The 26,335-nt window shown below is 71.5% G+C and carries 26 protein-coding genes; 16 read left to right on the top strand and 10 right to left on the bottom strand.

The window, feature by feature from the left end; all coding sequences use genetic code 11:
* Positions 1 to 28: 28 nt before the first annotated feature.
* The 4 genes from K4B79_RS38570 to K4B79_RS38555 form a co-directional block, all read right to left on the bottom strand.
* Complete coding sequence (locus K4B79_RS38570) at positions 29 to 1,420, bottom strand: hypothetical protein (RefSeq protein ID WP_232032089.1); 1,392 nt, start codon at positions 1,418 to 1,420, stop codon at positions 29 to 31.
* A complete protein-coding gene (locus K4B79_RS38565) occupies positions 1,402 to 2,142 on the bottom strand; it encodes an ABC transporter ATP-binding protein (protein WP_232032083.1) in 741 nt (246 codons plus the stop codon). Before K4B79_RS38565 ends, K4B79_RS38570 begins: the two co-directional genes overlap by 19 nt.
* A 193-nt stretch (positions 2,143 to 2,335) precedes the next feature.
* Entirely contained in the window at positions 2,336 to 3,700 is a 1,365-nt protein-coding gene (locus K4B79_RS38560; protein WP_232032082.1) for an aspartate aminotransferase family protein, read from the bottom strand.
* Between the two features lie 19 nt (positions 3,701 to 3,719).
* Entirely contained in the window at positions 3,720 to 4,244 is a 525-nt protein-coding gene (locus tag K4B79_RS38555; RefSeq protein ID WP_232032081.1) for an Lrp/AsnC family transcriptional regulator, read from the bottom strand.
* A 170-nt stretch (positions 4,245 to 4,414) separates the two neighbouring features.
* Between K4B79_RS38555 and K4B79_RS38550 the strand changes: the two genes are divergently transcribed.
* The 6 genes from K4B79_RS38550 (at position 4,415) to K4B79_RS38525 (ending at position 8,688) form a co-directional block, all read left to right on the top strand.
* Positions 4,415 to 5,854 (top strand): gamma-aminobutyraldehyde dehydrogenase, encoded by a 1,440-nt coding sequence (locus K4B79_RS38550; protein ID WP_232032080.1) that lies wholly within the window; start codon positions 4,415 to 4,417, stop codon positions 5,852 to 5,854.
* 139 nt (positions 5,855 to 5,993) lie between these two features.
* Positions 5,994 to 6,386, top strand: a complete 393-nt coding sequence (locus K4B79_RS38545) for a Tat pathway signal sequence domain protein (RefSeq protein WP_232032079.1) — start codon at positions 5,994 to 5,996, stop codon at positions 6,384 to 6,386.
* Positions 6,383 to 7,090, top strand: a complete 708-nt coding sequence (locus tag K4B79_RS38540; RefSeq protein ID WP_232032078.1) for a class F sortase — start codon at positions 6,383 to 6,385, stop codon at positions 7,088 to 7,090. The genes K4B79_RS38545 and K4B79_RS38540 overlap by 4 nt, the downstream gene beginning before the upstream one ends.
* Entirely contained in the window at positions 7,087 to 7,581 is a 495-nt protein-coding gene (locus K4B79_RS38535) for an RNA polymerase sigma factor (RefSeq protein ID WP_232032077.1), read from the top strand. The genes K4B79_RS38540 and K4B79_RS38535 overlap by 4 nt, the downstream gene beginning before the upstream one ends.
* Entirely contained in the window at positions 7,565 to 8,080 is a 516-nt protein-coding gene (locus K4B79_RS38530) for a hypothetical protein (RefSeq protein ID WP_232032076.1), read from the top strand. Before K4B79_RS38535 ends, K4B79_RS38530 begins: the two co-directional genes overlap by 17 nt.
* Before the next feature lie 50 nt (positions 8,081 to 8,130).
* Positions 8,131 to 8,688 carry a hypothetical protein gene (locus K4B79_RS38525; protein ID WP_232032170.1) on the top strand — a complete coding sequence of 186 codons (558 nt, stop codon included), beginning with the start codon at positions 8,131 to 8,133 and terminating at the stop codon, positions 8,686 to 8,688.
* On the opposite strand, the gene K4B79_RS38520 is transcribed toward K4B79_RS38525, so the two are convergent.
* The gene (locus K4B79_RS38520) at positions 8,654 to 9,814 is read right to left on the bottom strand and encodes a serine hydrolase domain-containing protein (protein ID WP_232032075.1); all 1,161 of its coding nucleotides are present in this window, start codon (positions 9,812 to 9,814) and stop codon (positions 8,654 to 8,656) included. The genes K4B79_RS38525 and K4B79_RS38520 overlap by 35 nt on opposite strands.
* A 270-nt stretch (positions 9,815 to 10,084) precedes the next feature.
* On the opposite strand from K4B79_RS38520, the gene K4B79_RS38515 reads away from it, so the two are divergent.
* Positions 10,085 to 11,758, top strand: coding sequence for an RNA polymerase sigma factor (locus tag K4B79_RS38515; RefSeq protein WP_232032074.1), 1,674 nt, complete (start codon positions 10,085 to 10,087; stop codon positions 11,756 to 11,758).
* Here the strand turns inward: K4B79_RS38515 and K4B79_RS38510 are convergent.
* Together K4B79_RS38510 and K4B79_RS38505 are read right to left on the bottom strand one after the other, a co-directional pair.
* Positions 11,703 to 12,452 carry a glycerophosphodiester phosphodiesterase gene (locus tag K4B79_RS38510; RefSeq protein ID WP_232032073.1) on the bottom strand — a complete coding sequence of 250 codons (750 nt, stop codon included), beginning with the start codon at positions 12,450 to 12,452 and terminating at the stop codon, positions 11,703 to 11,705. The two genes, K4B79_RS38515 and K4B79_RS38510, sit on opposite strands and share 56 nt — an antisense overlap.
* A 47-nt stretch (positions 12,453 to 12,499) precedes the next feature.
* Entirely contained in the window at positions 12,500 to 13,567 is a 1,068-nt protein-coding gene (locus K4B79_RS38505) for an adenosine deaminase (protein WP_232032072.1), read from the bottom strand.
* Between the two features lie 188 nt (positions 13,568 to 13,755).
* Between K4B79_RS38505 and K4B79_RS38500 the strand changes: the two genes are divergently transcribed.
* Positions 13,756 to 14,481, top strand: coding sequence for a DUF4190 domain-containing protein (locus K4B79_RS38500; RefSeq protein WP_232032071.1), 726 nt, complete (start codon positions 13,756 to 13,758; stop codon positions 14,479 to 14,481).
* A 79-nt stretch (positions 14,482 to 14,560) separates the two neighbouring features.
* Positions 14,561 to 15,082 (top strand): DUF4190 domain-containing protein, encoded by a 522-nt coding sequence (locus K4B79_RS38495; RefSeq protein WP_232032070.1) that lies wholly within the window; start codon positions 14,561 to 14,563, stop codon positions 15,080 to 15,082.
* 70 nt (positions 15,083 to 15,152) lie between these two features.
* Here K4B79_RS38495 and K4B79_RS38490 read toward each other — a convergent pair whose 3' ends face one another.
* Positions 15,153 to 15,722 carry an NADAR family protein gene (locus K4B79_RS38490; protein ID WP_232032069.1) on the bottom strand — a complete coding sequence of 190 codons (570 nt, stop codon included), beginning with the start codon at positions 15,720 to 15,722 and terminating at the stop codon, positions 15,153 to 15,155.
* Positions 15,723 to 15,930: 208 nt separating this feature from the next.
* Here K4B79_RS38490 and K4B79_RS38485 point away from each other — a divergent pair, with 208 nt between their 5' ends.
* From K4B79_RS38485 to K4B79_RS38455, 7 genes are all read left to right on the top strand, one after another.
* Positions 15,931 to 17,469 (top strand): gamma-aminobutyraldehyde dehydrogenase, encoded by a 1,539-nt coding sequence (locus K4B79_RS38485; RefSeq protein WP_232032068.1) that lies wholly within the window; start codon positions 15,931 to 15,933, stop codon positions 17,467 to 17,469.
* A gap of 78 nt (positions 17,470 to 17,547) precedes the next feature.
* On the top strand, positions 17,548 to 18,795 hold the full coding sequence (locus tag K4B79_RS38480) for a polyamine ABC transporter substrate-binding protein (protein WP_232032067.1): 1,248 nt from the start codon (positions 17,548 to 17,550) through the stop codon (positions 18,793 to 18,795).
* The gene (locus K4B79_RS38475) at positions 18,792 to 19,955 is read left to right on the top strand and encodes an ABC transporter ATP-binding protein (RefSeq protein ID WP_232032066.1); all 1,164 of its coding nucleotides are present in this window, start codon (positions 18,792 to 18,794) and stop codon (positions 19,953 to 19,955) included. The genes K4B79_RS38480 and K4B79_RS38475 overlap by 4 nt, the downstream gene beginning before the upstream one ends.
* Positions 19,955 to 20,884, top strand: a complete 930-nt coding sequence (locus K4B79_RS38470) for an ABC transporter permease (RefSeq protein WP_232032065.1) — start codon at positions 19,955 to 19,957, stop codon at positions 20,882 to 20,884. Before K4B79_RS38475 ends, K4B79_RS38470 begins: the two co-directional genes overlap by 1 nt.
* Entirely contained in the window at positions 20,885 to 21,685 is an 801-nt protein-coding gene (locus K4B79_RS38465) for an ABC transporter permease (protein ID WP_232032064.1), read from the top strand.
* A 3-nt stretch (positions 21,686 to 21,688) separates the two neighbouring features.
* On the top strand, positions 21,689 to 23,089 hold the full coding sequence (locus K4B79_RS38460) for an NAD(P)/FAD-dependent oxidoreductase (RefSeq protein WP_232032063.1): 1,401 nt from the start codon (positions 21,689 to 21,691) through the stop codon (positions 23,087 to 23,089).
* A gap of 125 nt (positions 23,090 to 23,214) precedes the next feature.
* On the top strand, positions 23,215 to 23,670 hold the full coding sequence (locus K4B79_RS38455) for a hypothetical protein (RefSeq protein ID WP_232032062.1): 456 nt from the start codon (positions 23,215 to 23,217) through the stop codon (positions 23,668 to 23,670).
* 65 nt (positions 23,671 to 23,735) lie between these two features.
* Here K4B79_RS38455 and K4B79_RS38450 read toward each other — a convergent pair whose 3' ends face one another.
* Both K4B79_RS38450 and gabT read right to left on the bottom strand, forming a co-directional pair.
* Positions 23,736 to 24,584 (bottom strand): phosphatase PAP2 family protein, encoded by an 849-nt coding sequence (locus K4B79_RS38450; protein WP_232032061.1) that lies wholly within the window; start codon positions 24,582 to 24,584, stop codon positions 23,736 to 23,738.
* Between the two features lie 214 nt (positions 24,585 to 24,798).
* Positions 24,799 to 26,133 carry a 4-aminobutyrate--2-oxoglutarate transaminase gene (gabT, locus tag K4B79_RS38445; protein WP_232032060.1) on the bottom strand — a complete coding sequence of 445 codons (1,335 nt, stop codon included), beginning with the start codon at positions 26,131 to 26,133 and terminating at the stop codon, positions 24,799 to 24,801.
* Positions 26,134 to 26,335: the final 202 nt, after the last annotated feature.

Raw genomic sequence — 26,335 nt, 5'->3', positions numbered from 1 at the left:
CGTTCGGGAAATTTGTTCGTACGAGTTCTCAGCGGGCCAGCGGAAGCGCGGCCAACTCGGCGACGACCAGCGTGAGCGGGCCGAACAGGGCCAGCAGCGCGCCGGCGCGGACGGCGGCGGCGCCGCGGAGCATCGCGGCGGGGGCGCCGAGCCGCAGCAGGGCCTGGGTGGTGTCGGCGCGGGCGTGCTTGGCCTCCACGGCGGCGGTGAGAAGCGTCGCGAGGGTGCAGCCGGTGACCAGGAGCAGGCCGAGGGTCGTCAGCGGGCCGAACTCCGCGCCGTCCGGGCCGTCGAGGGCCGTCATGGCGTACGCGCCCGAGGCCACCGCGCAGACGACGCCCAGGGGGCGGCCGACGCGGGTCGACTCCGTCATCAGGACACGGCCGGCGAGGAGGCGCAGGGCGCCGGGGCGGGCGGTCTGCAGGAGCCGGCCGCACAGGTGGGTGAGGCCGGGGCCGGCCAGCGCCAGGCCGGTGGCGGTGAGGAGCCAGCCGATGAGGACGGCGGGGGTGCCGGTGGCCAGGCCGCCGGGGAGGGGGGTGGTGGGGGTGGTTCCGGAGCGGGTTGCGTACGCCTCCACGGCCAGGCCCGCGGCGAGTACGGCGATGCCCCAGGGGAGGCCCTTGGGTGGGGCTGTGGGGGGTGCGGGGAGGGTGTCGGGGGGCAGGCCGGGCTGTGCGTCGCCCTGGGTGGGGGCGGGGATGCCGGTGTCCGGGTGGGGGGCCGTGTCGGCCTGGGGCCGGGGTTCGCCCGCCTGCGCTTGCGGGGTGCCGCCCCTGCCCGGGCGAGCCGGGACCCGCAGACGGGCGCCGAACCGTCCGTACGCGCCGAAGGTCTCCCGTGCCGTTCCGCTGCCGTACGCCCCGAAGCGGCCGAAGGCGCGGCGGGTGCCCGGTGGGGTGGGGCGGTCGTCCCGGGGGCGCAGGGTCAGGGCCACCGAGAGGGACGCGATCACCGGGGTCAGGGACAGCAGGGTCAGGGCGGCCGGCAGCGGGAGGGGAGAGTCCGCGGCCAGGAACTCCGCCGCCGCTCCGTCGAACGGCATGCCCGTGAGGTCGCCTCTGAGGTGAAGGAAGAACAGGAGGGCGAGCATGGAGCCGAGGGTGCAGGCGAGGGCCGTGGTCGTGGCCGAGAAGGCCATCAGGCGGGTCGGCCCGAGGCCGATGGCGGAGAGGCCGGGGCGCGGGCTGGTGGCCGGGTCGGTGCGGGCCACGGCGACCGCGAAGTAGACCGTCGCGGCGAGCGGGGTCGCGCACCAGGCGAGGCGGAGGAGGGGCCCGGAGCCGGCGTCCGGGTGGCTCACCGCGTACCCCAGGGTGCACAGCAGGAGGAAGCCCGTGCCCGCCGACGCCGCGGCCACCAGGAGCCGGCGGAGCTGTACGGCGGGGTGGGCCCCGCGGGTCAGACGGAGAGCGAGCACGTGGCCCGGCCTTCCGTCTCGGCGACCGGCGGGAGATGGACCGTGTTCACCCGTCGGCCGTCCAGCAGCGAGACCGTGCGGTCCGCGAGGGCGGCCGTCTCCGCGTCGTGGGTGGCCAGCACCACCGTGATGCCGTGCGAGCGGGCCGCCGTGGTGAGGGTGCGCAGCACGTGGCCGCGGTCGGCGCGGTGCAGGGGGGCCGTCGGCTCGTCGGCGAACAGGACCGTGGGGGCGGGGGCCAGGGCGCGCGCGATGCACACGCGCTGGCGTTCGGACTGGCGCAGTTCGTGCGGGTGCCTGCGGGTCTTGTCGCCGATGTCGAGGCGCTCCAGCCACTCCAGGGCGGCGGTCTTGGCGCGGCGGCGGCCGGTGCCGCGCAGCATCAGGGGGAGGGCGGCGTTCTCCCACACGTTCAGCTCGGGGACCAGCGCCGGCGCCGGGTCGATCCAGCCGAAGCGGTCGCGGCGCACGCGTTCGCGGGCCATCGGGCCCAGGGTGTGCAGGGGCGCGCTGTTGAACCAGACCTCGCCGCGCTGTGCCGGGACCAGGCCGGACAGGCACCGCAGCAGGGTCGTCTTGCCGCTGCCGCGCGGGCCGCCGACGGCGAGGATCTCGCCCTCGCGGACGCCGAGCGAGACTCCGGCGATGCCGGGTGAGCCGTCGCGGTGGGTGAAGTGCAGGGACCGTGCCCAGAGCACGTCGTTGTCCGGCGGAGCCTCCATGGGCGTACACCTCGTTCTGGTTCCGTTGTGCCTTGCAATCCCCCGTGCGGGGGAACGAAAGCAGGGCCGATCGGTTACCAGGCACGCTAGGGAGCCGGGGCGGCGAGGCCGGACAGCACGCGGCCCGGGGTGCGCCCTTGTCACTCGGACGGGTGCACCCCGGGCCATGCGGTCGGCTGAGCCGCCGGACGTGCTAGAGCTTCGTCCACGCCTCCGTCAGCGTCGCGCGCAGGATCTGCTCGATCTCGTCGAACGTGGACTGGTCGGAGATCAGCGGCGGGGCGAGCTGGACGACCGGGTCGCCGCGGTCGTCGGCCCGGCAGTACAGGCCGTTGTCGTACAGCGCCTTGGACAGGAAGCCGTACAGGACCCGCTCGGTCTCCTCCTCGTCGAAGGACTCCTTCGTCGCCTTGTCCTTCACGAGCTCGATGCCGTAGAAGAAGCCGTTGCCGCGGACGTCGCCGACGATCGGCAGGTCGTACAGCTTCTCCAGCGTCGAGCGGAAGGCGCCCTCGTGGTCCAGGACGTGCTGGTTGAGGTTCTCGCGCTCGAAGAGGTCGAGGTTGGCGAGGCCGACGGCGGCGGAGACCGGGTGGCCGCCGAAGGTGTAGCCGTGCAGGAAGGTGTTGTCGCCCTTGTAGAACGGCTCGGCCAGGCGGTCGGAGATGACGCAGGCGCCGATCGGGGAGTAGCCCGAGGTCATGCCCTTGGCGCAGGTGATCATGTCCGGGACGTAGTCGAACTTGTCGCAGGCGAACGTCGTGCCGAGGCGGCCGAAGGCGCAGATCGTCTCGTCCGAGACGAGCAGCACGTCGTACTGGTCGCAGATCTCGCGCACCCGCCGGAAGTAGCCGGGCGGCGGCGGGAAGCAGCCGCCCGCGTTCTGTACCGGCTCCAGGAAGACCGCGGCGACCGTGTCCGCGCCCTCGAAGAGGATCTGCTGCTCGATCTGGTCGGCGGCCCAGCGGCCGAAGGCCTCGGGGTCGTCGCCGAAGAGGGGCGCCCGGTAGATGTTGGTGTTCGGGACCTTGTGCGCGCCCGGCACCAGCGGCTCGAAGGGGGCCTTCAGGGCCGGCAGGCCGGTGATGGACAGGGCGCCCTGGGGGGTGCCGTGGTAGGCGACCGCGCGGGAGATGACCTTGTGCTTGGTGGGCTTGCCGGTCAGCTTGAAGTACTGCTTGGCGAGCTTCCAGGCGGTCTCGACCGCCTCACCGCCGCCGGTGGTGAAGAAGACCTTGTTCAGGTCGCCCGGCGCGTGGTGGGCCAGGCGCTCCGCGAGCTCCACGGCCTTGGGGTGGGCGTAGGACCACACCGGGAAGAACGCCAGCTCCTGCGCCTGCTTGAACGCGGTCTCGGCCAGCTCCGTGCGGCCGTGTCCGGCCTGCACCACGAACAGGCCCGCGAGACCGTCGAGGTAGCGCTTGCCCTTGTCGTCGTAGATGTAGGTGCCCTCGCCCCGGACGATGGTGGGGACGGGGGCGTGCTCGTACGAGGACATGCGGGTGAAGTGCATCCACAGGTGGTCGTACGCGGTGCGGCTGAGGTCCTTGGAGCTCACGGTTATCGGGTCCTCACGGTTATCGGGTTCCCCACATGTAGGTCTGCTTCTTGAGCTTCAGATAGACGAAGCTCTCGGTGGAGCGCACCCCGGGGATGGCCCGGATGCGTCCGTTGATGACGTCCAGGAGGTGGTCGTCGTCCTCGCAGACGATCTCGACCATCAGGTCGAAGGAGCCTGCGGTCATCACCACGTACTCGCATTCGGGCATGGCGGTCAGCGCGTCGGCCACGGACTCGACGTCGCCCTCGACATGGATGCCGACCATCGCCTGGCGGCGGAAACCCACGGTGAGCGGGTCCGTGACCGCGACGATCTGCATCACGCCCTGGTCCAGCAGCTTCTGCACGCGCTGACGCACGGCCGCCTCGGAGAGGCCGACCGCCTTGCCGATCGCGGCGTACGGCCGGCGGCCGTCCTCCTGGAGCTGCTCGATGATGGCGAGGGAGACGGCATCCAGGTGAGGAGTGCCGTTCCTGGACGCGCGGGAGTCCCGTGGGTCCCTGGGGTCTGCGCTTCGACTGGCCACGAGCTCACTGTGCACGACGTCTCGACACTTCCGCAAGGCCGTATCGATGAAATTCGTTGTTCACGCGACCGAGACCTGCGGATTTCGCAGCCATGGCGCGATCAGGGGTGTTGAAAACGTCGCCCACCGGATTAGGGTGGGTGTCTCAGTCAATGGACACCTCGACCTGACACAGGAGGCCGGCAGTGAGCACCGAGCTGCGTCGTCTGCGTAACTACATCAACGGTGAGTTCCGGGACGCCGCCGACGGACGGACCACGGACGTGGTCAACCCCGTGACGGGCGAGGCGTACGCGACCGCGCCGCTGTCCGGGCAGTCGGACGTGGACGCGGCGATGGCCGCCGCTGCCGCCGCCTTCCCCGCCTGGCGCGACACCACTCCCGCCGAGCGCCAGAAGGCCCTGCTGAAGATCGCCGACGCCTTCGAGGAGCGCGCCGAGGAGCTCATCGCCGCCGAGGTGGAGAACACGGGCAAGCCGATCGGGCTCACGCGGTCCGAGGAGATCCCGCCGATGGTCGACCAGATCCGGTTCTTCGCGGGCGCGGCCCGGATGCTGGAGGGGCGCTCCGCCGGCGAGTACATGGAGGGCCTCACCTCGATCGTGCGGCGCGAGCCCGTCGGCGTCTGCGCGCAGGTCGCGCCGTGGAACTACCCGATGATGATGGCCGTGTGGAAGTTCGCGCCGGCGCTCGCGGCGGGCAACACGGTGGTGCTGAAGCCGTCGGACACGACGCCGGCGTCGACGGTGCTGATCGCGGAGATCATCGGCGGGATCCTGCCCAAGGGCGTCTTCAACGTCATCACCGGCGACCGGGACACCGGCCGGCTGATGGTCGAGCACCCGACCCCGGCGATGGCCTCCATCACCGGCTCGGTGCGGGCGGGCATGTCGGTCGCCGAGTCCGCGTCCAGGGATCTGAAGCGGGTCCACCTGGAGCTGGGCGGCAAGGCCCCGGTGGTGGTGTTCGAGGACACCGACATCGCCAAGGCCGTCGAGGACATCTCCGTGGCGGGGTACTTCAACGCGGGGCAGGACTGCACGGCGGCCACGCGCGTGCTGGTGCAGTCGTCGATCCACGACGAGTTCGTGGCCGCGCTGGCCAAGGCCGCCGCCGAGACGAAGACCGGGCGGCCGGACGACGAGGACGTGCTCTACGGGCCGCTGAACAACCCCAACCAGCTCAAGCAGGTCTCCGGGTTCATCGAGCGGCTGCCCGCGCACGCCAAGGTCGAGGCCGGCGGCCACCAGGTCGGTGAGAAGGGGTACTTCTACGCGCCGACCGTCGTGTCCGGGCTGAAGCAGGACGACGAGATCATCCAGAACGAGGTCTTCGGGCCGGTCATCACGGTCCAGTCCTTCACGGACGAGGACCAGGCGGTGGAGTGGGCCAACGGCGTCGAGTACGCGCTGGCGTCCTCCGTCTGGACCAAGGACCACGGCCGTGCGATGCGGATGTCCAAGAAGCTGGACTTCGGATGCGTGTGGATCAACACGCACATCCCGCTGGTCGCGGAGATGCCGCACGGCGGGTTCAAGAAGTCGGGCTACGGCAAGGACCTGTCGGCGTACGGCTTCGACGACTACACGCGGATCAAGCACGTGATGACGTCGCTGGACGCCTAGGTCGGTACGGGCTCTTCGGGGTTCGTCGGGCTTTGCCGTCTCTTTACAACCCGCCCCGGGGTCGCCTCGTCTCTCCCGTCGATCTGTGATTCCGCCCGCCGAGCCGGTGGGCGGGCGGACCGACGAGAGGGAACGATTCATGCGCCGAACCGTGCTGAGCGTCTTGGCACTTGCGGGGACCGCCGTCCTGGTGGCCACGGGGCCCGCGTTCGCCGACGGGGCGTCGACGCCGACCCCGGCCCCCACCGCCACCCCGAGCGTCTCCGCGGAGCCGTCCGCGGTCCCGTCGCCCACCACCGCGCCGTCGGAGGCGCCGACCGACGAGCCGCCGAGCGCCGAGCCGACCCTCGCGCCGTCCCCGGGCGACCAGGTGTCGGTCGTGCCCAGCGGCGCGCCCGACACCGGTGCCGGGTCCGAGGCGAACGGCTCGGGGGACAACGGGGCGTTGATCGGCGGGGGCGCCGCCGCGGCGTGCGCGGTGGGCGGCGCGGCCTTCTATGTCGTACGGCGTCGGAGGGCGACCGGGGCATGACCTCGCCCTCCAGGCGTGCCGCGGGCCGGTGCCGTACGGGTGACCGACGGCGCCGCCGCGGGGTGTGCGTCGCCGTCGTGGCGGCGGCCGCCCTGCTCGTGGGCTGTGGCGGCGGCGGTTCGGGGGGACCTGCCGCCGGCCACGGCTCCACGGGCACGCGTACGACGACCGAAGACCCCACGGGCACGCCGTCGGCGGGGGACTCGCGCGCCGCCGCCCAGTCGCCGCGCGCGCGTTCCGTCCCCGTCGGGCTGCGGATCCCGGCGATCGGGGTCGACACCCCGGTGATGCGGCTGGGGCTGGCCCCGGACGGCAGTGTGCGGGTCCCGCCGATCACCGCGGACGACCGGGCCGGCTGGTACGAGCACTCGCCGACGCCCGGGCAGACCGGTCCGTCGGTGATCCTCGGTCATGTCACCGTCGGTAAATACGGGGACGGGGTGTTCCGGCACCTCGACCGGCTGCGCCGGGGCGAGCGGATCGAGGCGCGCCTGGAGAACGGGACGACGGCCGAGTTCGCCGTCACCGACGTACGGACCGTCGCCAAGGCGGACTTTCCCGCCGAGGACGTCTACGGGAACGTGAACCGGCCGGAGTTGCGTCTCATCACCTGCGGCGGGCCCCTCGACGAGGACGGCTACCGCGACAACGTGATCGTCTTCGCCGTGGCGACCTCGGCGACGAACTCCGCGGGAGAACGGTGAAGCGGTCCCGTGAGAGGGCGGCGGCGTCGGAGCTGTTCGCCGCCCTCTATCCGCGCCTCGCCGGCTGGTGCCGCCGGCTGGTGGACGACGACGAGACGGCCCACGAGATCGCCTCGGAGGCCTTCACCCGGCTCTGGGGCCGCTGGACCGCCGTGACGGAACCCCGGGGCTTCCTCTACGTCACCGCGGCCAACCTCGTCCGCGACCACTGGCGCAAGCTGGAGCGCGAACGACGAGCCGTGCAGCGGGTCACCGTCGAGGCCGCCGTCCGGCCGCACGCCGAACCGGCCGATCCCTCGGTGCGGTTGCTCGTGCAGTCGCTGCCGGAACGGCTGCGGGTCCCGATCCTGCTGCACTACTACGCTGACATGCCGATCCGGGAGGTGTCCGCGCTGACCGGTCGCAAGGAAGGAACCGTCAAGGCCGATCTGCACGCGGCCCGTGAACTGCTCCGCGCCCATCTGGGGAGAAGCCTTGATCACACACTCTGACGAGAGCCCGGAGTTCGAGCCCGACGACCCCCTCGCCGTCATCCTGCGGCCCTCCACCGACTATCTGGGCCCGCCTGCGGGCCGTTACGAGGCGATCCGCCGCCGTGCCGCCCGGCGCCGGCTCGTGCGCGCGGCGGTCGGGGTGGGCGGGGCGTGCGCGGTCGCCGCCCTCGTCGCGCTGCCGCTGCGCCTGGCCTCGCCGGACGCGCCCGCGAGGCCGACGGTCCCGCTCGCCCCGCCGGCGAGCAGCGGCCCCTCGGACCGGCCCACCGCGCCGACCACGCCCACGACCGGTCCTACGACGACTCCTGCGCCCACTCCCACGCCGGTCGCGCCCAGTCCCAGTCTCGGCCCCGGCCTCGGTCCCGGCGAGGGGCGGCCGACCACCGTGCCGACGCCCACCGCCACGCCCACCGGCGAGCCCACCGACGAGCCCGCGGACGCGCCGTCGGCCGTTCCGACCGCCTCGCCCTCACGCTCGCCGACCACTGAACCCTAGTTTTTGAACATGTTCAACCATGGGCGTACGCTGCCGCCATGAGCGACAGAGTGAGCGACAGAGCCGCCCTGCTCCGGGGCATCCGCGCGTGGTTGGCCGTGTTCGTCGTCTGCCTGGTGCTGAGCGGCGCCACGGCCTTCCCCCTGGTGCACGAACTGCGCTGGACCGAGGACCTGTTGAGGGCCCTGTCCGTGCCCGAGCACCTGCCCGCGCTCATGGAGTGGATAACACGCGTCCGCGAGGGCCTCGACACGGTCGACGCCGAGTACCCCTTCGTGCTCTACGGCACGGACTGGCTGGCCTTCGCCCACCTCGTCATCGCCGTGGCCTTCTACGGTCCCTACCGCGATCCGGTCCGCAACATCTGGGTGATCGAGTTCGGGATGATCGCCTGCGCCGGGATCATCCCGCTCGCGCTGATCTGCGGACCGATCCGCGGGATCCCCTTCTGGTGGACCGTGATCGACATGTCGTTCGGCGTGTTCGGGGTGATCCCGCTGTATGTGGTCCGGCAGCGGATCAAGCGCCTGGAGGCCATTATTTCGGGGACTGCTTCAGGGCCTGCTTCCGGGCCTACTTCAGGGCAGCCCGCGCTATCCGCTCGGTGACCGGGTTCATGCCCTCGCTCTTCGCGTCCGTCGCGCCGACGGAGACGACCAGGGTGCGGGAGAGATCGCGGGTCGCGGCGACGACCGTGCCGTAGCCGTACCGGGCGCCCGACTTGAGCCAGTAGACGCGGCCCTCGAACTCGAAGCGCTGCAGCCCGGCGCTCATGGTGGCGCCCTCGATCCGCGAGGGGACGGTGAACATCTCCTTCAACTGCGGCCGGGGGACCAGGTCGCCGCGGAACAGGTGGCCCACCAGCCGCTCCAGGTCGGCGGTGGTGGAGATCATGTCCCCGGCCGCCCAGCGGTCCGCCTGGTTCCACTCGGTGACGTCCAGGAAGCCGGTCGAGCCGTCGGCCCGCTCCACGGCCTGGTAGCCGCGGTTGTGCGGGCCCCGGATCGCGGGGTCGGTGCCGGGGAAGTACGTGTCCCGCATCCCGGCCGGGCGCAGGATCCGGTCGGTGGCCTCCGCGGCGTACGTGTGCCCGGTGACCCTCTCGATCAGCATGCCGAGGACCGTGTAGTTGATGTTCAGGTAGTGCTGCTTCCGCCCCGGGCGGAACTCCGGGCCCTTCGCCACCGCCGTCGCCACGACCTCCTGGGGCGTCAGGGTGTCGAAGCGGTGCGCGTACACCTCCTCGAAGGTGTCCCCGAGGCCGGCGCCGGGCTGGATGCCGCTGGTGTGGTTCAGCAGCTGCCGTACGGTGATCGGCTCGAACGCGCGGGGGAGCAGGCCCGGGAGATAGCGCTGGACGGGCGCGTTCAGGTTCACCCTGCCCTCCGCCGCGAGCTGGAGGACGACGGCCGCCGTCACCACCTTCGTCGTCGAACCGGCGCGGAAGCGGGCGTCCGGATCCGACGCACGGCCGCTCGCCAGGTCGTGCACGCCCGCGCTGCCGCGCCATCGGCCGTCCGTGCCGCCGACCCGGACCAGGGCGTAGGTGGCGTCCTTGTCCGGGAGGTTCTTCAGGGCCGCCGCCAGGGCCGCCGTGTCCGGACCGCTCGTCGTGGCGTGGGGGGAGGCGGAGGCCGGTGCCGCCGAGGCGAAGGCCGGGGCGGCCAGCGGGCCCGCGCCCAGGGCGAGGACGAGGGAGGCGGCGAGGACGGTCGTGTGTCGGCGGGTGGGCACGCGGCGGCTCCAGGGGTCGACGGAAGTCGGTGAAGGCGTTCGTGATCATTCTTCGGCCGTACGGGACTCCGCGGATCCTCACTGAGAAGGGCACCGCCCCTGGTGCGTCCCCGAGCAACGTCCGTAGCGGGCAAGGGTGTTGTCAGGGGAAGCCCCCTAGGGGCGGCCCCGGCCCGCGAAAAACTGTTATCCCCGGGCCCTTCACACCGTCTCCGCAGGTGTGATCTCCGACATTGCCAACAGCGGGGCCCCGGCTGAGAGGGTGCGGCCATGAGGACGTACGCCGAGGCCGGCCGGAGCTGGCGCGACACCATCGCGGCCGCACAGGCCGGCGACCGGCGTGCGCTGGACGAGCTGGTCGCGGGCTGGTTGCCGCTGGTCTACAACATCGTCGGCCGCGCCCTGAACGGTCACGCCGACGTCGACGACGTCGTCCAGGAGACCATGCTCCGGGCCGTCGACAACCTCGGCTCCCTGCGCGACCCGGACAGCTTCCGGTCCTGGCTGGTGGCGATCGCCATGCGCCAGATCCGGGACCGGGCCCGCCGCCGCACCCCCGCCCCGTCGGCCGACCCGGAGCCCTCCGGTGCCGCCGACTTCGCCGAGCTGACCGTCCTCAGACTCCAACTGGAGGGGCAGCGGCGCGAGGTCGCGGAGGCGGTGCGCTGGCTCGACGAGGAGGACCGGCAGCTGCTGTCCCTGTGGTGGCTGGAGGTCGCCGGCGAACTCACCCGCCGCGAGCTCGCGGCGGCCGTCGGCATCAGCCGGCAGCACGCCGCCGTCCGCGTGCAGCGGATGAAGGAACGCCTGGAGACCTCCCGCGGCATCGTGCGCGCCCTGGACGGCGCCTGCCCCGACCTGCGCGAGCTGACCGGACGCTGGGACGGCCGTCCCGACTCGGTCTGGCGCAAGCGGCTGGCCCGGCACATCCGCGGCTGCGGCTACTGCGGCGACACCCGCGAGACCGTCGTACCGGCGGAGCGCCTGCTCGTCGGGATCGCCCTCGTGCCGATCCCGGTGGGCCTCACGCTCTCGCTGGCCCTCGGCGGCAAGACCGCTGCGGCCGCCACCGCCGTGGGCACCTCCGTCGGCTGGTCCGCCAAGGTGCTGAGCGCGCTCACCAAGCCGGCCGTCGCCATGACCGCGGGCGCCACCCTCGTCGCGGGCGGCGCCTACGTCGTCACCCGGCCCCCGGACGCCCCGCCCCCGCGCATCACCGTCACCCCCACGGCGACGACGGCCGCCCCCGTCCCGCCACCGGACCCCGCCCCGACGCCCTCGCCCTCCCCGTCGGCGACCCCGACGAAGAAGGCCGACCTCTACGGCACGGTCGTCGATGCCGTCGACCGGGCGCCCGATCCCAACGCGAAGCCCGGGCCCCTGCCGCACCGGCCCGAGACCGGCATCACCAGCACGGGCGGCGCGCACGCCGTGATGAACCACCGCGGGGACAGTGTCACGTTCACCGGCCGGGGCTATGTCCTCGTCCGCTGGCAGATATCACCGCAGTACCGTGCAGGCTCCCTGGTGATGCCGACCTGGACCGGCCTGGACGGCAGGCTCTTCCACGTGGCCTCGGGCGGCGGCCGCCGGATGGACGACCCCGTCAGCTCCACCGACCCCTCCGCCACCGGCATGGGCAACGCGACCGTCGGCTACGCCGTCCCGCCGCCCGGCACCCAGCAGATGTGGCAGAACGAGTACTTCTACCTCGACGGCGCGGTCACCCTCACCGTGAACGAGCGCGGCGCCGACTACGGGCTGAGCGTCTTCCCGACGACCTGGGACAGCGTGGAGAAGGACATCGAGACCGGACCCCCCGAGGGCGCGAAGCGCTACGGCCTCGTCCGCGACACCGGCGAGGACGACACCCCCGTCCCGCAGTACGTCACCCGCTCGACCCCGGCCGATCCGGCGACGGTTCCTCAACGGTCCCGCGTGTAGCGGGCGTTCCGGCTCCGTCGCGCAGGACGCACAGGGTGTCGATGCGGTTCGTGGTGATCGAGTCGACGCCCATGCCGATGAGGCGGCGCATGGAGCGGCGGGTGTCGGGGGTCCAGACGGACAGGAGGTAGCCGTCGGTGTGGACGCGCTCGGCGAGGGCGTGGTCGACCAGGGAGAAGCGGTAGTTGAGCCAGCGCGGGCGGACCGCCTCCAGCAGGGCGGGCCGGGGCGGGGCCAGGGTGGTCCAGGTCAGGGCGATCTCGGCGGCCGCGTCCGCCGCGCGCACGGCGAGCATCGCCGGGGCGCCCGCGCAGTAGTACACGCGGTCCTCCGCCCGGCACTCACGCACCACGTCCACCACCCGCCGGGCCGCCCGCACATCGGGCGTACCCGGCAGATCCAGCATCACCCGGCCGCCGTCCGTCGCCTTCAGCGCCTGAGCCAGGGTCGGCACCCGGCCGTCGGTGAGCCCGCGCACCTCGTCCGACGACAGCGACAGCAACGGCCGGTCGTGCTCCCACAACCGCTTCAGCGTGTCGTCGTGCAGCAGGACGGGCACGCCGTCCCGGGTGAGCCGTACGTCGATCTCGACGGCGTCCGCGCCCCGTTCGAGCGCGGAACGCAGCGAGTCGATCGTGTTCTCACGGACGCGGTAGGGGTCGCCGCGGTGTGCCACGGCGGTCAGCTTCTGCATGCGCCCATTGTGCTGGTGGCCGGGTGACGGTGGTCAGGTGACGGCGGTCAGGGGGCGAGCCAGGCCGAGGTGTAGGTGTCGATCTCGTCCCGGATCCGCGACTTGCCCGCCTCGTCGAGGAAGGAGGCGTCGACCGCGTTCTTCGCCAGCTCGGCCACCCCCCGCTCGTCGAGATCCAGGAGCCGGGCGGCCACCGCGTACTCGTTGTCGAGGTCGGTGCCGAACATCGGCGGGTCGTCGGAGTTGATGGTGACCAGCACCCCGGCCTTCACGAACTCCTTGATCGGGTGCTCGTCCAGGGTGCGCACCGCGCGGGTGGCGATGTTCGAGGTCGGGCACACCTCCAACGGGATCCGGTGCTCGGCGAGATGGGCGAGGAGCCTGTCGTCCTGCGCGGAGCTGGTGCCGTGGCCGATGCGCTCGGCCCGCAGGTGGGTCAGCGCGTCCCACACCGTCTGCGGCCCGGTGGTCTCACCGGCGTGCGGCACGGAGTGCAGGCCCGCGGCGATGGCCCGGTCGAAGTACGGCTTGAACTGCGGCCGGGGCACGCCGATCTCGGGCCCGCCGAGACCGAAGGAGACCAGCCCCTCCGGGCGCAGCCGGTCGTCGGTGGCGAGCCGGACCGTTTCCTCGGCCGACTCCAGGCCCGCCTCGCCGGGGATGTCGAAGCACCAGCGCAGCACGGTCCCGAACTCGGCCTCGGCCGCCTTGCGGGCGTCCTCGATCGCGTCCATGAACGCCCGCTCGTCGATCCCGCGGCGGGTCGAGGAGAACGGTGTGATGGTCAGCTCGGCGTAGCGCACCTGCTGCCGGGCCAGGTCCCGGGCCACCTCGTACGTCAGCAGCCGGACGTCCTCCGGAGTGCGGATCAGGTCGACGACGGACAGGTAGACGTCGATGAAGCGGGCGAAGTCCGTGAAGGTGAAGAAGTCGACCAGGGCCTCGGGGTCGGTGGGCACCTTGGTGTCGGGGTGCCGGGCGGCCAGTTCGGAGACGATGCGCGGGGAGGCGGATCCCACGTGGTGCACGTGCAGTTCGGCCTTGGGCAGCGACGCGATGAAGGCGTGCAGATCGCGTGGTGCGGGGTCGACGAGCACGTCGAGGTGGTCGGTCATGGGGGCCTCCCCGGGGCAGGGCGCCGGGCACCGGATGGGGTGCGGCGCGGTGATCGGCTGATCGATGCGGGCCCATCGTAGGACGAGTGCGGGGGAGGGGCCGCCGCGTTTTTTGCGGGGACCGGCCTCCGACGTGCGGTGGGCGAGGCCGTAGCATGGCGGCACGAACGACCTAGGGGGACATGATCATGACGGACGCAGCGCAGCCGGGCGGAGAGGCCGGTGGCGGCCACGACCCCTGGGCGGCACCGGAGAACAAGCCGTCGTTGGACAAGGCGCAACCGCCCGCGCAGCAGCCGCCGCCCGCGCAGCGACCGCCGTCCGTGCACGACCAGGCCACGGTGACGTCGATGCCGAACGACGGCTTCGCCGCCCCCGGCACCGGCCCCCTGCCCGGTTACCCGCCGCCCGGCGCGACGGCCGCCACGGGCGCCACCGCCCCGGTCGGCGGCCCCGGCCCCGGTGTGCCGCCCCCGCCGGTCGCCCCCACCGGCCCCGCGGCCCCCGGCGGCTACGGCTACCCGTCCTACGCCCCGCCCCCCGGTTACGGCGGCTGGCCCGGCATGCCGGCGCAGCCGCAGAACGGCATGGGCATCGCGGCGATGGTGCTGGGCATCCTGTCCTGCTGCCTGTTCTGTCTGTACGGCGTCGTCTCGCTCGTGCTCGGCATCCTCGCCGTGATCTTCGGCATCAAGGGACGCAAGCGGGTCGAGCAGGGCCTGGCCGACAACCACGGTCAGGCGCAGGCCGGTCTGATCACCGGCATCATCGGGATCATCCTCGGCGTCGCCGTGCTCGTCCTGCTCGCCATCGGCATCACGGCCGCCATCAACATGGACGACGAGTACGACTCCGACTCCGGCTCCTACGGCGCCCTGCACAGCGTCTCCGCGCCGGCGCTGTCGCCCCGCTGATCCCAGCTCTCAAGAACCCTTCTCTCCAAGGTGATCAGGGCCACTACGATGCCCTGGCAGTCAACGAGGGGAGCAGTTCATGTCCGACGCCCAACCCGGATCCGGGGGATTCGGGCCGCCGCCGTCGCAGCCGCCGCAACAGCCCGCGGGGGGAGTCGGCGGATACGCCTATCCGCCCGCCGCGCCGGGGGCCGCTCCGGGCTACGGCTACCCGAACGCGGGTCAGCCGTACCAGGGCCAGAACCCCTCCTACCCGAGCCAGCACGCCTACCCGGCCGCGCCCCCGATGGGCGCCTATCCGCAGGCGCCGGGCTACGGCATGGCGCCGCAGCCGGCCAACGGCATGGGCACGACCGCGCTGGTGCTGGGCATCATCGGTGTCGTGTGCAGCGTGGTCGTCGTGATGTGGTGGCTCGGTGTCATCCTCGGGATCCTCGCCATCATCTTCGGCGCGATCGGCCGGGGGAAGGCCAACCGGGGCGAGGCCACCAACAGGGGCGCGGCGACCGCGGGGCTCGTCTGCGGGATCATCGCCACCGTGATCCTGCCGCTGCTCGGCTTCCTCGTCTTCGCGAGCATCATGGGCGCGTGGGGGCTGTGAGGGAGGCCCTCGGGGGCCACTGAAGCAAACAAGGCGACAGGGGGCCGGTCGAGGGCCGGCCCCGCTGCCGTCACCCCTCCCGCAACCGCCCCCGGGCCTCCATCAACGCGAACCCCAGCAGGTTCGGGCCCCGCCACCGCTCGGGATCCGCGGCCGCCTCGTCGTCCGCGGCGAGGCCGATGCCCCACACGCGGTCCACGGGACTGGCCTCCACCAGCACCCGGTCGCCCGTGTTCACCAGGAACTCCCGCAGATCCGCGTGCGCGGCGAACTTGTGGACGCTGCCCTCGACCACGATCCGGAACCGCTCGCGCTCCCATATCGCCTCGTCGAAGCCCCGCACGAGCCGCCCGGCCTTCTTGGCCTCGGCCGGATGGCCGGCGTCCAGCACCCGCCGCTCGGCCTCGGGATCTTCGAAAAGCCGCGCCTTGCCCGCCATCATCCAGTGCTCGGCGGTCGCATAGGTCACGCCGTCCACGGCGAACGGCGACGGCCACCACTGGCTCAGACAGCTCGCACCGACCCGGCCGTCCGCCCGCGGCGCGTGCCCCCAGAAATGCAGGTACTTGATCCGCGCACCCGCCCGGACCGCCCTGACCAGGGCGTCCCGCGAGTCGATCAGCCCCGTGGTTCCTTCCATGCACGCGAGTCTGGCAGGCACCACTGACACTCCGTCCCCCCTTTTCCCGGCCCACTCGACACCTGGTCGACAGATTCCGTCGCGTAACCAAAAGGCAACAACGGAATCACTTGTTGGACGCCCTCTGCTCTGTCAGGATCGGCACTCAAATCCAGCTGGAGCTACGCCAGCCCCGTCCCGGACCGGGGCGACGGCGGAGGAGAGCGACATGCACAACCCGGGCACTGCCACCCCGGACCGGTTCGCGGCCCAGGAGCGCTTCGCGGACGGCGCGCAGTTCATCGCGGGCCGCCCGGCGAAGGGCACCTCCGGCCGGACGCACACGGTCGTCGACCCGGCGACCGGCGAGGACGTGTACACGTTCGAACTGGCGGGCACCGCCGACGTGGACGCGGCCGTCGCCGCCGCCCGCGCGGCCTTCCCGGGCTGGTCCTCGGCCACCCCGGGAGAACGCTCCGACGCCCTGCACCGCTTCGCCGCCGTGCTCGCCGACCACGCCGACGACCTGGCCCGCGCCGAGTCCCTCCAGTGCGGCAAGCCGCTGAAGCTGACCCGGGAGTTCGACGTCCCGGGCACCATCGACAACACCGCGTTCTTCGCGGGCGCCGCCCGGCACCTCCAAGGGCAGTCCGCGGGCGAGTACTCCGGCGACCACACCTCGTACGTCCGCCGTGAGCCCATCGGCGTCGTCGGCTCCATCGCCCCCTGGAACTACCCCCTGCAGATGGCCGCCTGGAAGATCCTCCCGGCGATCGCCGCGGGCAACACCATCGTCCTGAAGCCCGCCGAGCTCACCCCGCTGACCTCGTTGCTGTTCGCGCGGGCCGCCACCGACGCCGGGATCCCGGACGGCGTGATCAACATCGTCACGGGCACCGGCAAGGAGGCCGGCGAGCACCTCGTCGGCCACCCGGACGTGGCCATGACCTCCTTCACGGGCTCCACGGCCGTCGGCAAGCGCGTCGCCGAGATCGCCACGGCCACCGTCAAGCGCCTCCACCTGGAACTCGGCGGCAAGGCGCCCTTCCTGGTCTTCGACGACGCCGACCTGGAGGCGGCCGTCCACGGGGCGGTCGCGGGCGCGCTCATCAACACCGGGCAGGACTGCACGGCCGCCACGCGCGCGTATGTGCAGCGGCCCCTCTACGAGGCGTTCGTCGAGCGGACGGCCGCCCTCATGGAGACCGTCAGGCTCGGCGACCCGTTCGCCGCGGGCACCGACCTCGGCCCGTTGATCTCGCACGTCCAGCGGGACCGGGTCGCCGGTTTCGTCGAGCGGGCGCGCGCCTACGCGCGCGTGGTGACCGGCGGCGAGGCTCCTCGGGGCGATCTCAAGAACGGGGCGTACTATCGCCCCACCCTGATCGCGGACGCCGCCCAGGACAGCGAGATCGTCCAGTCCGAGATCTTCGGACCGGTCCTGGTGGTGCTGCCCTTCGACAGCGACGACGAGGGGATCCGGCTGGCGAACGACACGCCCTACGGGCTCGCGGCCTCCGCCTGGAGCCGTGACGTCTACCGGGCGAACCGTGCCACCCGTGAGCTCAGGGCGGGCTGTGTGTGGGTCAACGACCACATCCCGATCATCAGCGAGATGCCCCACGGCGGATACCGGGCGTCCGGCTTCGGCAAGGACATGTCCGCGTACTCGTTCGAGGAGTACACCCAGATCAAGCACGTCATGTTCGACAACACGGCGGTGCCCCGCAAGGACTGGCACCGCACGATCTTCGGGGACCGGCTGTAACCGATGTCCGGCTACCGCCGGGTGACGTCTCCAGGCCGCCCGACCCGCGGCCGCTCATCCCGAAAGGGCACCACGCGCATGGAGCAGTTCGAGCCAGACCGCCTGTCCCCGGCCCAGGTGGCCGCCGTGCGGCGCAGCTTCCGCAACGGGCGTGCCTCCCTCACCCGCCGATCGCTGCTGCGCGCCTCCGCGGGCGGCGCGCTCGCGGTCGGCGGCGTCGCGGGCCTGAGCGCCTGCGGCATCCCCGCGGCGGGCAACACGCAGGGCGGCGTCTCCGCGGACGACCGCTCGGCCAAGGAGAAGACGGTGAACTTCTCCAACTGGACCGAGTACATGGACGTCGACGACAGCGGCAAGCACCATCCGACGCTGGAGCAGTTCACCCGGCGCACCGGCATCAAGGTCAAGTACACCGAGGACATCAACGACAACAACGAGTTCTTCGGCAAGATCAAGCCGCAGCTCGCCGCGGGCCAGGACACCGGCCGCGACCTGATCGTCCTCACCGACTGGCTGGCGGCCCGGCTGATCCGCCTGGGCTGGGTACAGAAACTGGACGCGTCCAACCTGCCCCACGCCTACGCCAACCTGTCCGCGCAGTTCCGCGACCCGGACTGGGATCCCGGCCGCGCCTACTCCTACGTCTGGCAGGGCATCTCCACGGTCATCGCCTACAACAAGAAGGCGCTGGACGGCGTCGAGGTGAAGTCGGTCTCCGACCTGCTCGACAACCCGAAGCTCAAGGGCCGCGTCGGCTTCCTCTCGGAGATGCGCGACAGCATCGGCATGACCCTGCTCGACATGGGCAAGGACCCGGCGACGTTCACCGCCGACGACTTCGACGCGGCCGTCGCGCGCATCCAGAAGGGCGTCGACAAGGGCCAGATCCGCCGCTTCACGGGCAACGACTACACCTCGGACCTGACCAGCGGCGACTTCGCGGCCTGTATCGCCTGGGCCGGCGACGTCGTCCAGCTGAAGGCGGACAGCCCGGACATCGACTTCATCATCCCGGACAGCGGCTACATGACGTCGACCGACAACCTGCTGGTCCCCAACAAGGCCCGCCACAAGACGAACGCCGAGCGGCTCATCGACTTCTACTACGAGCCGAAGCCGGCCGCCGAACTCGCCGCGTACATCAACTACGTGTGTCCGGTCGACGGGGTGAAGGCCGAGCTGGAGAAGATCGACAAGGACGCGGCGGAGAATCCGCTGATCATCCCGGACAAGGCCATGGCCGAGAAGTCGCACGCCTTCCGCTCGCTGAGCTCGAAGGAAGAGACCGAGTTCGAAGAGAAGTTCGCGAAGCTGACTGGGGCGTGACCACCGTGACGAACAAGAACACAGAGGGCAGCGGCGACGTCCGCCTCTCCGGCATCGGCAAGACCTACGGCTCCTTCACCGCCGTACATCCCCTCGACCTGACCGTGCCGCAGGGCTCCTTCTTCGCCCTGCTCGGCGCCTCCGGCTGCGGCAAGACCACCACCCTGCGCATGATCGCGGGACTGGAGGAGCCCACCAGCGGCACCGTCCACCTCGGTGACCAGGAGGTCACCCGGCTGCCGCCCTACAAGCGGCCGGTGAACACCGTCTTCCAGTCCTACGCGCTCTTCCCGCACCTCGACATCTTCGAGAACGTCGCCTTCGGGCTGCGCCGGCGCGGCATCAAATCGGTGAAGAAGCAGGTCGAGGAGATGCTCGACCTGGTGCAGCTCGGCGAGCAGGCGCGCAAGAAGCCGCACCAGCTCTCGGGCGGCCAGCAGCAGCGGGTGGCCGTGGCGCGGGCGCTGATCAACCACCCCAAGGTGCTCCTCCTCGACGAACCCCTCGGCGCCCTGGACCTCAAGCTGCGCCGCCAGATGCAGCTGGAGCTCAAGCGGATCCAGACCGAGGTCGGCATCACCTTCATCCACGTCACGCACGACCAGGAGGAGGCCATGACCATGGCCGACACGGTCGCCGTGATGAACGCGGGCCGGGTGGAGCAGCTCGGCTCGCCCACCGACCTCTACGAGAACCCGGACACCACCTTCGTCGCCAACTTCCTCGGTACGTCGAACCTCATCGAGGCCGAGGTCGACTCCAGGAGCGGCGACGAGATCGTACTGAAGGCGGGCGGCGGCAAGCTCGTCCTGCCCGAGGCGCGCTGTTCGGCGCCCACGACGACCGGCGGCAAGGTGCTGGTCGGGGTCCGGCCCGAGAAGATCACCCTCACCCACGCCGACGAGGCGGGCGAGATCCCCGCGGGCCGCAACCGGATCACCGGGAAGATCGCCGACTCCAGCTTCATCGGCGTCTCCACGCAGTACGTCATCGACAGCCCCGTCTGCCCCGAGTTCGAGGTCTACGCCCAGAACATCGACCGGGACGCCCGGCTGGTGCCGGGCGCGGACGTGGTCCTGCACTGGAACCCGGCGCACACCTTCGGCCTGGACGCCGCGATGGACATCGACGCCGGCACCGAGGAAGAGGCGGCGGTCTGATGGCGACGCTCACCGAGGCGCCGCCGCCTCCGACCCCGACGGCTCCGGAGAAGAAGCCCCCGCGCAGAAGAGGCCGCTTCACGCCGTACTGGCTGCTGCTGCCCGGCATCCTGTGGCTGCTGGTCTTCTTCGCGCTGCCGATGATCTACCAGGCCTCCACGTCCGTGCAGACGGGCTCCCTGGAGGAGGGCTACAAGGTCACCTGGCACTTCGTGACCTACTGGGACGCGCTGAGCGGGTACTGGCCGCAGTTCCTGCGCTCGGTCGCCTACGCGGCCGCCGCGACGGTGCTGTGTCTGCTGCTCGGCTACCCGCTGGCGTACCTCATCGCCTTCCGCGCGGGCCGCTGGCGGAACCTGATCATGATCCTGGTGATCGCGCCCTTCTTCACCAGCTTCCTGATCCGCACCCTCGCCTGGAAGACGATCCTCGCGGACGGCGGCCCGGTCGTCGGCGCCCTCAACACCCTGCACGTCCTGGACGTCACCAACTGGCTCGGCTGGACCGCGGGCGACCGGGTCCTGGCCACCCCGCTGGCCGTCGTGTGCGGTCTGACGTACAACTTCCTGCCGTTCATGATCCTGCCGCTGTACACCTCGCTGGAGCGCATCGACGGACGGCTGCACGAGGCGGCCGGCGACCTGTACGCCAAGCCCTGGGTGACCTTCCGGAAGGTCACCTTCCCGCTGTCGATGCCGGGCGTGGTCTCCGGGACCCTGCTCACCTTCATCCCGGCGGCCGGCGACTACGTCAACGCGGACCTGCTCGGCTCCACCGACACCCGCATGATCGGAAACGTCATCCAGACGCAGTTCCTGCGGATCCTCGACTATCCGACGGCGGCGGCCCTGTCCTTCATCCTCATGGCCGCGATCCTCATCATGGTCACCTTCTACATCCGCAGGTCGGGGACGGAGGATCTGGTCTAAATGGCCCTCGTCAACTGGCTCAAGCGCCATCTCGTCGTCATCGCGGGACTGCTGACGCTCGGGTATCTCCTGCTGCCGAACGTCGTCGTCACGGTGTTCTCCTTCAACAAACCGAAGGGGCGCTTCAACTACGCGTGGCAGCAGTTCTCCACGGACGCCTGGAAGGACCCGTGCGGGGTCTCCGACCTGTGCGGCTCCCTGTCGGTCAGCCTCCAGATCGCCTTCTGGGCCACGCTCGGCGCGACCGCCCTCGGCACGCTGATCGCCTTCGCGCTGGTCCGCTACCGGTTCCGTGCCCGGGGCGCGGTCAACTCGCTGATCTTCCTGCCGATGGCGATGCCCGAGGTCGTCATGGCGGCCTCGCTGCTCACCCTGTTCCTCAACATGGGCGCCCAGCTGGGCTTCTGGACGATCCTCATCGCCCACATCATGTTCTGCCTGAGCTTCGTCGTCACGGCGGTGAAGGCACGAGTGATGTCGATGGACCCCCGGCTGGAGCAGGCTGCCCAGGACCTGTACGCGGGCCCCGTCCAGACCTTCGTCAGGGTCACGCTCCCGATCGCCGCCCCCGGCATCGCGGCGGGCGCGCTGCTCGCCTTCGCGCTCTCCTTCGACGACTTCATCATCACCAACTTCAACGCGGGCTCGACCGTCACCTTCCCGATGTTCGTCTGGGGGTCGGCGCAGCGCGGAACGCCCGTGCAGATCAACGTCATCGGGACGGCCATGTTCCTCGTCGCCGTCCTTCTGGTCCTGGCCTCCATGGTCGTCGGCAATCGCCGCAACAGACAAAAGGCGTGAGCCGTGAACTGGACGAAGGCACTCTCCGAAGCCCGGCCCGTCCCGTACTGGCTGGACGACCCCGCCAAGCCGGACCCCGAGCCCGCCCTCACCGGCGCCGAGACCTGTGACCTGCTGGTCGTCGGCGGCGGCTACAGCGGACTGTGGACCGCGCTCAACGCCAAGGAGCGCGACCCGCGACGGGACGTCGTCCTGCTGGAGGGCCGCGAGGTGGGCTGGGCCGCCTCCGGCCGCAACGGCGGCTTCTGCGCCGCCTCCCTCACCCACGGTCTGCCCAACGGGCTGACCCGCTGGCCCGACGAGATCCACAGGCTCCAGGAGCTGGGCGCCCGCAACCTCGACGACATCGAGAAGGCGGTCGCCCGGCACGACCTGGACTGCGACTTCGAGCGCACCGGCGAGATCGACGTGGCGACCGAGACGTACCAGGCGTGGGCACTGCGCGACTGGTACGAGGAGACGCGGCGCCAGGGTCTCGCGGACGGCGTCGAGTTCCTGGACGCCGAGGCGGTGCGGGAACAGGTCGACTCGCCGACGTTCGAGGCGGGCCTGTGGGACCGCCGGGGCGTGGCCATGCTCCACCCCGCCAAGCTCGCCTGGGGACTGAAGCGGGCCTGTCTGCGCCTCGGCGTCCGCGTGTACGAGCACACCCCCGCGCTCGATCTCAAGCCCTACGGCGCCGGCATGGCCGTACGCACTCCCTACGGCTCGGTCCGGGCCCGCAAGGTGGCGCTCGGCACCAACGTCTTCCCGAACCTGGTCCGACGCGTCCGGGCGTACACCGTGCCGGTCTACGACTACGCGCTGATGACCGAGCCGCTGACCGCCGAGCAGCTCGCGTCGGTCGGCTGGCACAACCGGCAGGGCCTCGGCGACAGCGCCAACCAGTTCCACTACTTCCGGCTGTCCGCCGACAACCGCGTCCTGTGGGGCGGTTACGACGCCGTGTACCCCTACGGCGGCCGGGTGCGGGCCGAGTACGACGACCGCCCGGAGACGTACGCCAAGCTCGCCGGGCACTTCTTCACCTGCTTCCCGCAGCTGGAGGGCGTCCGCTTCACGCACGCCTGGGGCGGCGCGATCGACACCTGCTCGCGCTTCTCGGCGTTCTTCGGCACCGCCCACCACGGCAAGGTGGCGTACGCGGCGGGCTACACGGGCCTGGGCGTGGGCGCGACCCGGTTCGGCGCCGACGTGATGCTCGACCTGCTGTCGGGGGAGAGCACCGAGCGGACCTCGCTGGAGATGGTCCGCACCAAGCCGCTGCCCTTCCCGCCGGAGCCCTTCGCCTGGACCGGCATCGCGCTCACCAAGTGGTCGCTGGCGCGGGCGGACGCGCGCGGTGGCCGGCGCAACCTGTGGCTGCGGACCATGGACCGGCTCGGGCTCGGCTTCGACAGCTGACCGCGCCGCCCGCGGTGTGATCCGGTTCACTCCAACGGGGTGCCGGAACCCGCGTAATGCAGGCCGGGAGACCTCCCTCTCCTTCGTGACGCGACCCGCGTCCGAACCGAAAGGGAGGTTCCCTCATGACTGGGGCGAAGACGGCTGTGGAGTGGCTGGCATCCGTCGCACCGGATCCCGAGGCCTGCCGCTGGGAATGGGAGCGCAACCCCCTCGGGGTCGCGCTGCTGCCCGCCGGCAAGGTCTGGGACGTACTGATCCTGCGGGCCGAGCTGGGCTACCCCACGCTCGACGTCCTCACCCGCATCCTCGACCAGCCCGGCCCGGTGCTGGTCGACTTCGGTGACGCCCGGATGGGCTTCTTCGTGCCACCGGGCACCGCGGCCCGCTGGGTCGGCACGGGCATCCGCACGGCCGGCGCCGGCACCTGGATCGTGGTGCCGTATCCGGGCCGGGTGGCCGGCGGCGGGGTCCGCTGGCTGGTCCCGCCGGACGGTTCCGGCACCCTCACCGACCCGGCCCTGCTGGAACTGGCGATGCACGAGGCGGCGGCGGGCCTGGCCACGGAGCAGGACGACTAGGAGCACCTCGAAGGATCGACCGGATCTCGTCGGCCGCCCGTGCGGCCGACGCGGGGCGAACCCCCTCAGGTCCGCGGTCGGGTTCTCGGCCGGTCGGGCGTCCCCCGCCCGAGGAACAGCCACAGCGACGACAGCAGCACCGCACACAAACACCAACTGGCCACCACGTCCAGTGGCCAGTGATAGCCGCGGCGGACCAGACCGAAGGACACGCCCAGGACGAGGGCGGCGCAGAGGGCGAGGAGCAGACGGCGGGCTGCCGTCGAGCGGAGCCAGGGGAGCAGCAGCAGGGTCGCGCCGCCGTAGGCGACGGCGGCCGTGGCGGTGTGCCCGGAGGGGTAGTAGCCGGTGGCGGGCGGCACGGCCGGGGTGCCGGGGCGGTCGGTGAGCTCCTTGATCGGCACGACCAGCGCCGGGACCAGCACCATCAGGAGGGCCGCCGCGAGGGGCGCGAGCCACCAGCGGTCTGTACCAATACGGCGGGCGCGCCAGGCGGCGTACACCAGGGCGGCGGCCAGCACCGGGACCGCGACCTGGACGTTGCCCAGATCGGCGAGGAGTTCGGAGGCTCGGTCCGGATGGATCAGGGCACGGCTGAGGCCCTCGTCCACGCGCAGCAGCGGGCCGTCGGCCACGACCTGCCAGGTGATCAGCGCGAAGAGGAGGGCCGGAAGCCCGAGAAGGAAGAAGAGGGAGGTCGGCCGCCCCGGAACAGGGGGGGTGGTTCCGGGGCGGCCGAACGGACCGGATCGTCGCGCGCCCCGGGGGGTTTGGGGCGGGCGACTGTCCGATCGGTGAGGAGATCCGGAGCCGGAGGCTCCGTTTGTGTGCGCGAGGGCACGACCAGATCGAAGCTGGGGAGGCCCCGATCTGAGATCGCCCGCGGTTTCCCGCGGACGGGGTGTATCTCTCATCTGGATAGAACCTACGACAGGCGATGGGCGGACGACAGGCGGAATCGAATCCTCCCATCCACCTCGCACACCTTCTTCACACGCTCTTCCTCTCGCCGCCCCAGCACCGGAATTCCGTGCGAAGTGTGACGCTGGGGCGGGTGGGACGGAAGGGGAGACTCCGCATCCGACCTGCGGTGTTTCCCCTGGGGTCCCGGGGTGCGCGGCGGGCGGATCAGATCCGGGCGAAGGCCTGCTCGATGATGTCGAGGCCCTCGTTCAGCAGGTCCTCGCCGATGACGAGCGGCGGCAGGAAGCGCAGCACGTTGCCGTAGGTGCCACAGGTCAGGACCAGCAGTCCCTCGGCGTGGCAGGCCTTGGCGAGCGCGGCGGTCGCCTCCGGGTCGGGCTCCTTGGTGGCGCGGTCCTTGACCAGCTCGATGGCGATCATCGCGCCACGGCCCCGGACGTCACCGACGATGTCGAACTTCTCGGCCATGGCGGTCAGGCGGGCCTTCATCGTGGCCTCGATCGCCTTCGCCCTGGAGTTGAGGTCCAGCTCCTTCATCGTCTCGATCGAGCCGAGCGCGCCCGCGCAGGCGACCGGATTGCCGCCGTAGGTGCCGCCCAGGCCGCCCGCGTGCGCGGCGTCCATGATCTCGGCGCGGCCGGTCACGGCGGCGAGCGGCAGACCGCCCGCGATGCCCTTCGCGGTCGTGATCAGGTCCGGGACGATGCCCTCGTCCTCGCACGCGAACCACTGGCCGGTGCGGCAGAAGCCGGACTGGATCTCGTCGGCGACGAAGACGATGCCGTGGTCCTTCGCGAACTGGCTGAGCGCCGGCAGGAAGCCCTTGGCCGGCTCGATGAAACCGCCCTCGCCGAGCACCGGCTCGATGATGATCGCGGCCACGTTCTCCGGACCGACCTGCTTGGTGATCTGGTCGATCGCCTGCGCGGCGGCCTCCGGGCCCGCGTTCTCCGGGCCGGTCGGCCAGCGGTAGCCGTACGCCAGCGGCATCCGGTAGACCTCGGGCGCGAACGGGCCGAAGCCGTGCTTGTACGGCATGTTCTTCGCCGTCAGCGCCATCGTGAGGTTGGTGCGGCCGTGGTAGCCGTGGTCGAAGACGACGACCGCCTGCCGCTTGGTGTACGCGCGGGCGATCTTCACCGCGTTCTCCACGGCCTCGGCACCGCTGTTGAACAGGGCCGACTTCTTGGCGTGGTCGCCCGGGGTCAGCTCCGCGAGGGCCTCGGCGACCTCCACGTAGCCCTCGTACGGCGTGACCATGAAACAGGTGTGGGTGAAGTCGGCGAGCTGCGCGGAGGCCCGGCGTACGACGGCCTCGGCGGAGGCGCCGACCGAGGTCACGGCGATGCCGGAGCCGAAGTCGATCAGACGGTTGCCGTCGACGTCCTCGATGATCCCGCCGCCCGCGCGCGCGGTGAACACCGGCAGCACGGAACCCACGCCCTGCGCGACCGCGGCGACGCGGCGGGCCTGGAGTTCCTGCGACTTCGGACCGGGGATGGCGGTGACGACGCGGCGCTCCTGCGGAACTGCGGTCATGAGGGGCTCCTGGGGTTTTGCGGGCACTTACCTTCTTTTCTCGCAGGCTAGGGCCGGGCCCGGAAGGCGGGCATGCTCCATGTGGGCGTTGTCGGCGACGTCGATTGTCCGCGGTGGACATGGCGGTGAACAAGCGGTGGACATGGCGGACAGGAGCGGGCCCGGCCGCGTAAGCGGTGAACTCCCCAGGCAGGGGCGTTAG

The sequence above is a fragment of the Streptomyces lincolnensis genome (assembly GCF_021173675.1).
Taxonomy (GTDB): domain Bacteria; phylum Actinomycetota; class Actinomycetes; order Streptomycetales; family Streptomycetaceae; genus Streptomyces; species Streptomyces lincolnensis_B.
This window is presented reverse-complemented; position numbering and strand designations above follow the sequence as displayed.

What these genes read in the sequence shown, in the direction of transcription:
- K4B79_RS38480 (WP_232032067.1), top strand. Translation starts at nt 17,548, where the DNA reads ATGGAGCAGTTCGAGCCAGACCGCCTGTCCCCGGCCCAGGTGGCCGCC.
- K4B79_RS38465 (WP_232032064.1), top strand. Translation starts at nt 20,885, where the DNA reads ATGGCCCTCGTCAACTGGCTCAAGCGCCATCTCGTCGTCATCGCGGGA.
- K4B79_RS38470 (WP_232032065.1), top strand. Translation starts at nt 19,955, where the DNA reads ATGGCGACGCTCACCGAGGCGCCGCCGCCTCCGACCCCGACGGCTCCG.
- K4B79_RS38505 (WP_232032072.1), bottom strand. Translation starts at nt 13,567, where the DNA reads ATGACCGACCACCTCGACGTGCTCGTCGACCCCGCACCACGCGATCTG.
- K4B79_RS38545 (WP_232032079.1), top strand. Translation starts at nt 5,994, where the DNA reads ATGCGCCGAACCGTGCTGAGCGTCTTGGCACTTGCGGGGACCGCCGTC.
- K4B79_RS38510 (WP_232032073.1), bottom strand. Translation starts at nt 12,452, where the DNA reads ATGCAGAAGCTGACCGCCGTGGCACACCGCGGCGACCCCTACCGCGTC.
- K4B79_RS38485 (WP_232032068.1), top strand. Translation starts at nt 15,931, where the DNA reads ATGCACAACCCGGGCACTGCCACCCCGGACCGGTTCGCGGCCCAGGAG.
- K4B79_RS38515 (WP_232032074.1), top strand. Translation starts at nt 10,085, where the DNA reads ATGAGGACGTACGCCGAGGCCGGCCGGAGCTGGCGCGACACCATCGCG.
- gabT (WP_232032060.1), bottom strand. Translation starts at nt 26,133, where the DNA reads ATGACCGCAGTTCCGCAGGAGCGCCGCGTCGTCACCGCCATCCCCGGT.
- K4B79_RS38455 (WP_232032062.1), top strand. Translation starts at nt 23,215, where the DNA reads ATGACTGGGGCGAAGACGGCTGTGGAGTGGCTGGCATCCGTCGCACCG.
- K4B79_RS38565 (WP_232032083.1), bottom strand. Translation starts at nt 2,142, where the DNA reads ATGGAGGCTCCGCCGGACAACGACGTGCTCTGGGCACGGTCCCTGCAC.
- K4B79_RS38450 (WP_232032061.1), bottom strand. Translation starts at nt 24,584, where the DNA reads ATGAGAGATACACCCCGTCCGCGGGAAACCGCGGGCGATCTCAGATCG.
- K4B79_RS38490 (WP_232032069.1), bottom strand. Translation starts at nt 15,722, where the DNA reads ATGGAAGGAACCACGGGGCTGATCGACTCGCGGGACGCCCTGGTCAGG.
- K4B79_RS38495 (WP_232032070.1), top strand. Translation starts at nt 14,561, where the DNA reads ATGTCCGACGCCCAACCCGGATCCGGGGGATTCGGGCCGCCGCCGTCG.
- K4B79_RS38500 (WP_232032071.1), top strand. Translation starts at nt 13,756, where the DNA reads ATGACGGACGCAGCGCAGCCGGGCGGAGAGGCCGGTGGCGGCCACGAC.
- K4B79_RS38540 (WP_232032078.1), top strand. Translation starts at nt 6,383, where the DNA reads ATGACCTCGCCCTCCAGGCGTGCCGCGGGCCGGTGCCGTACGGGTGAC.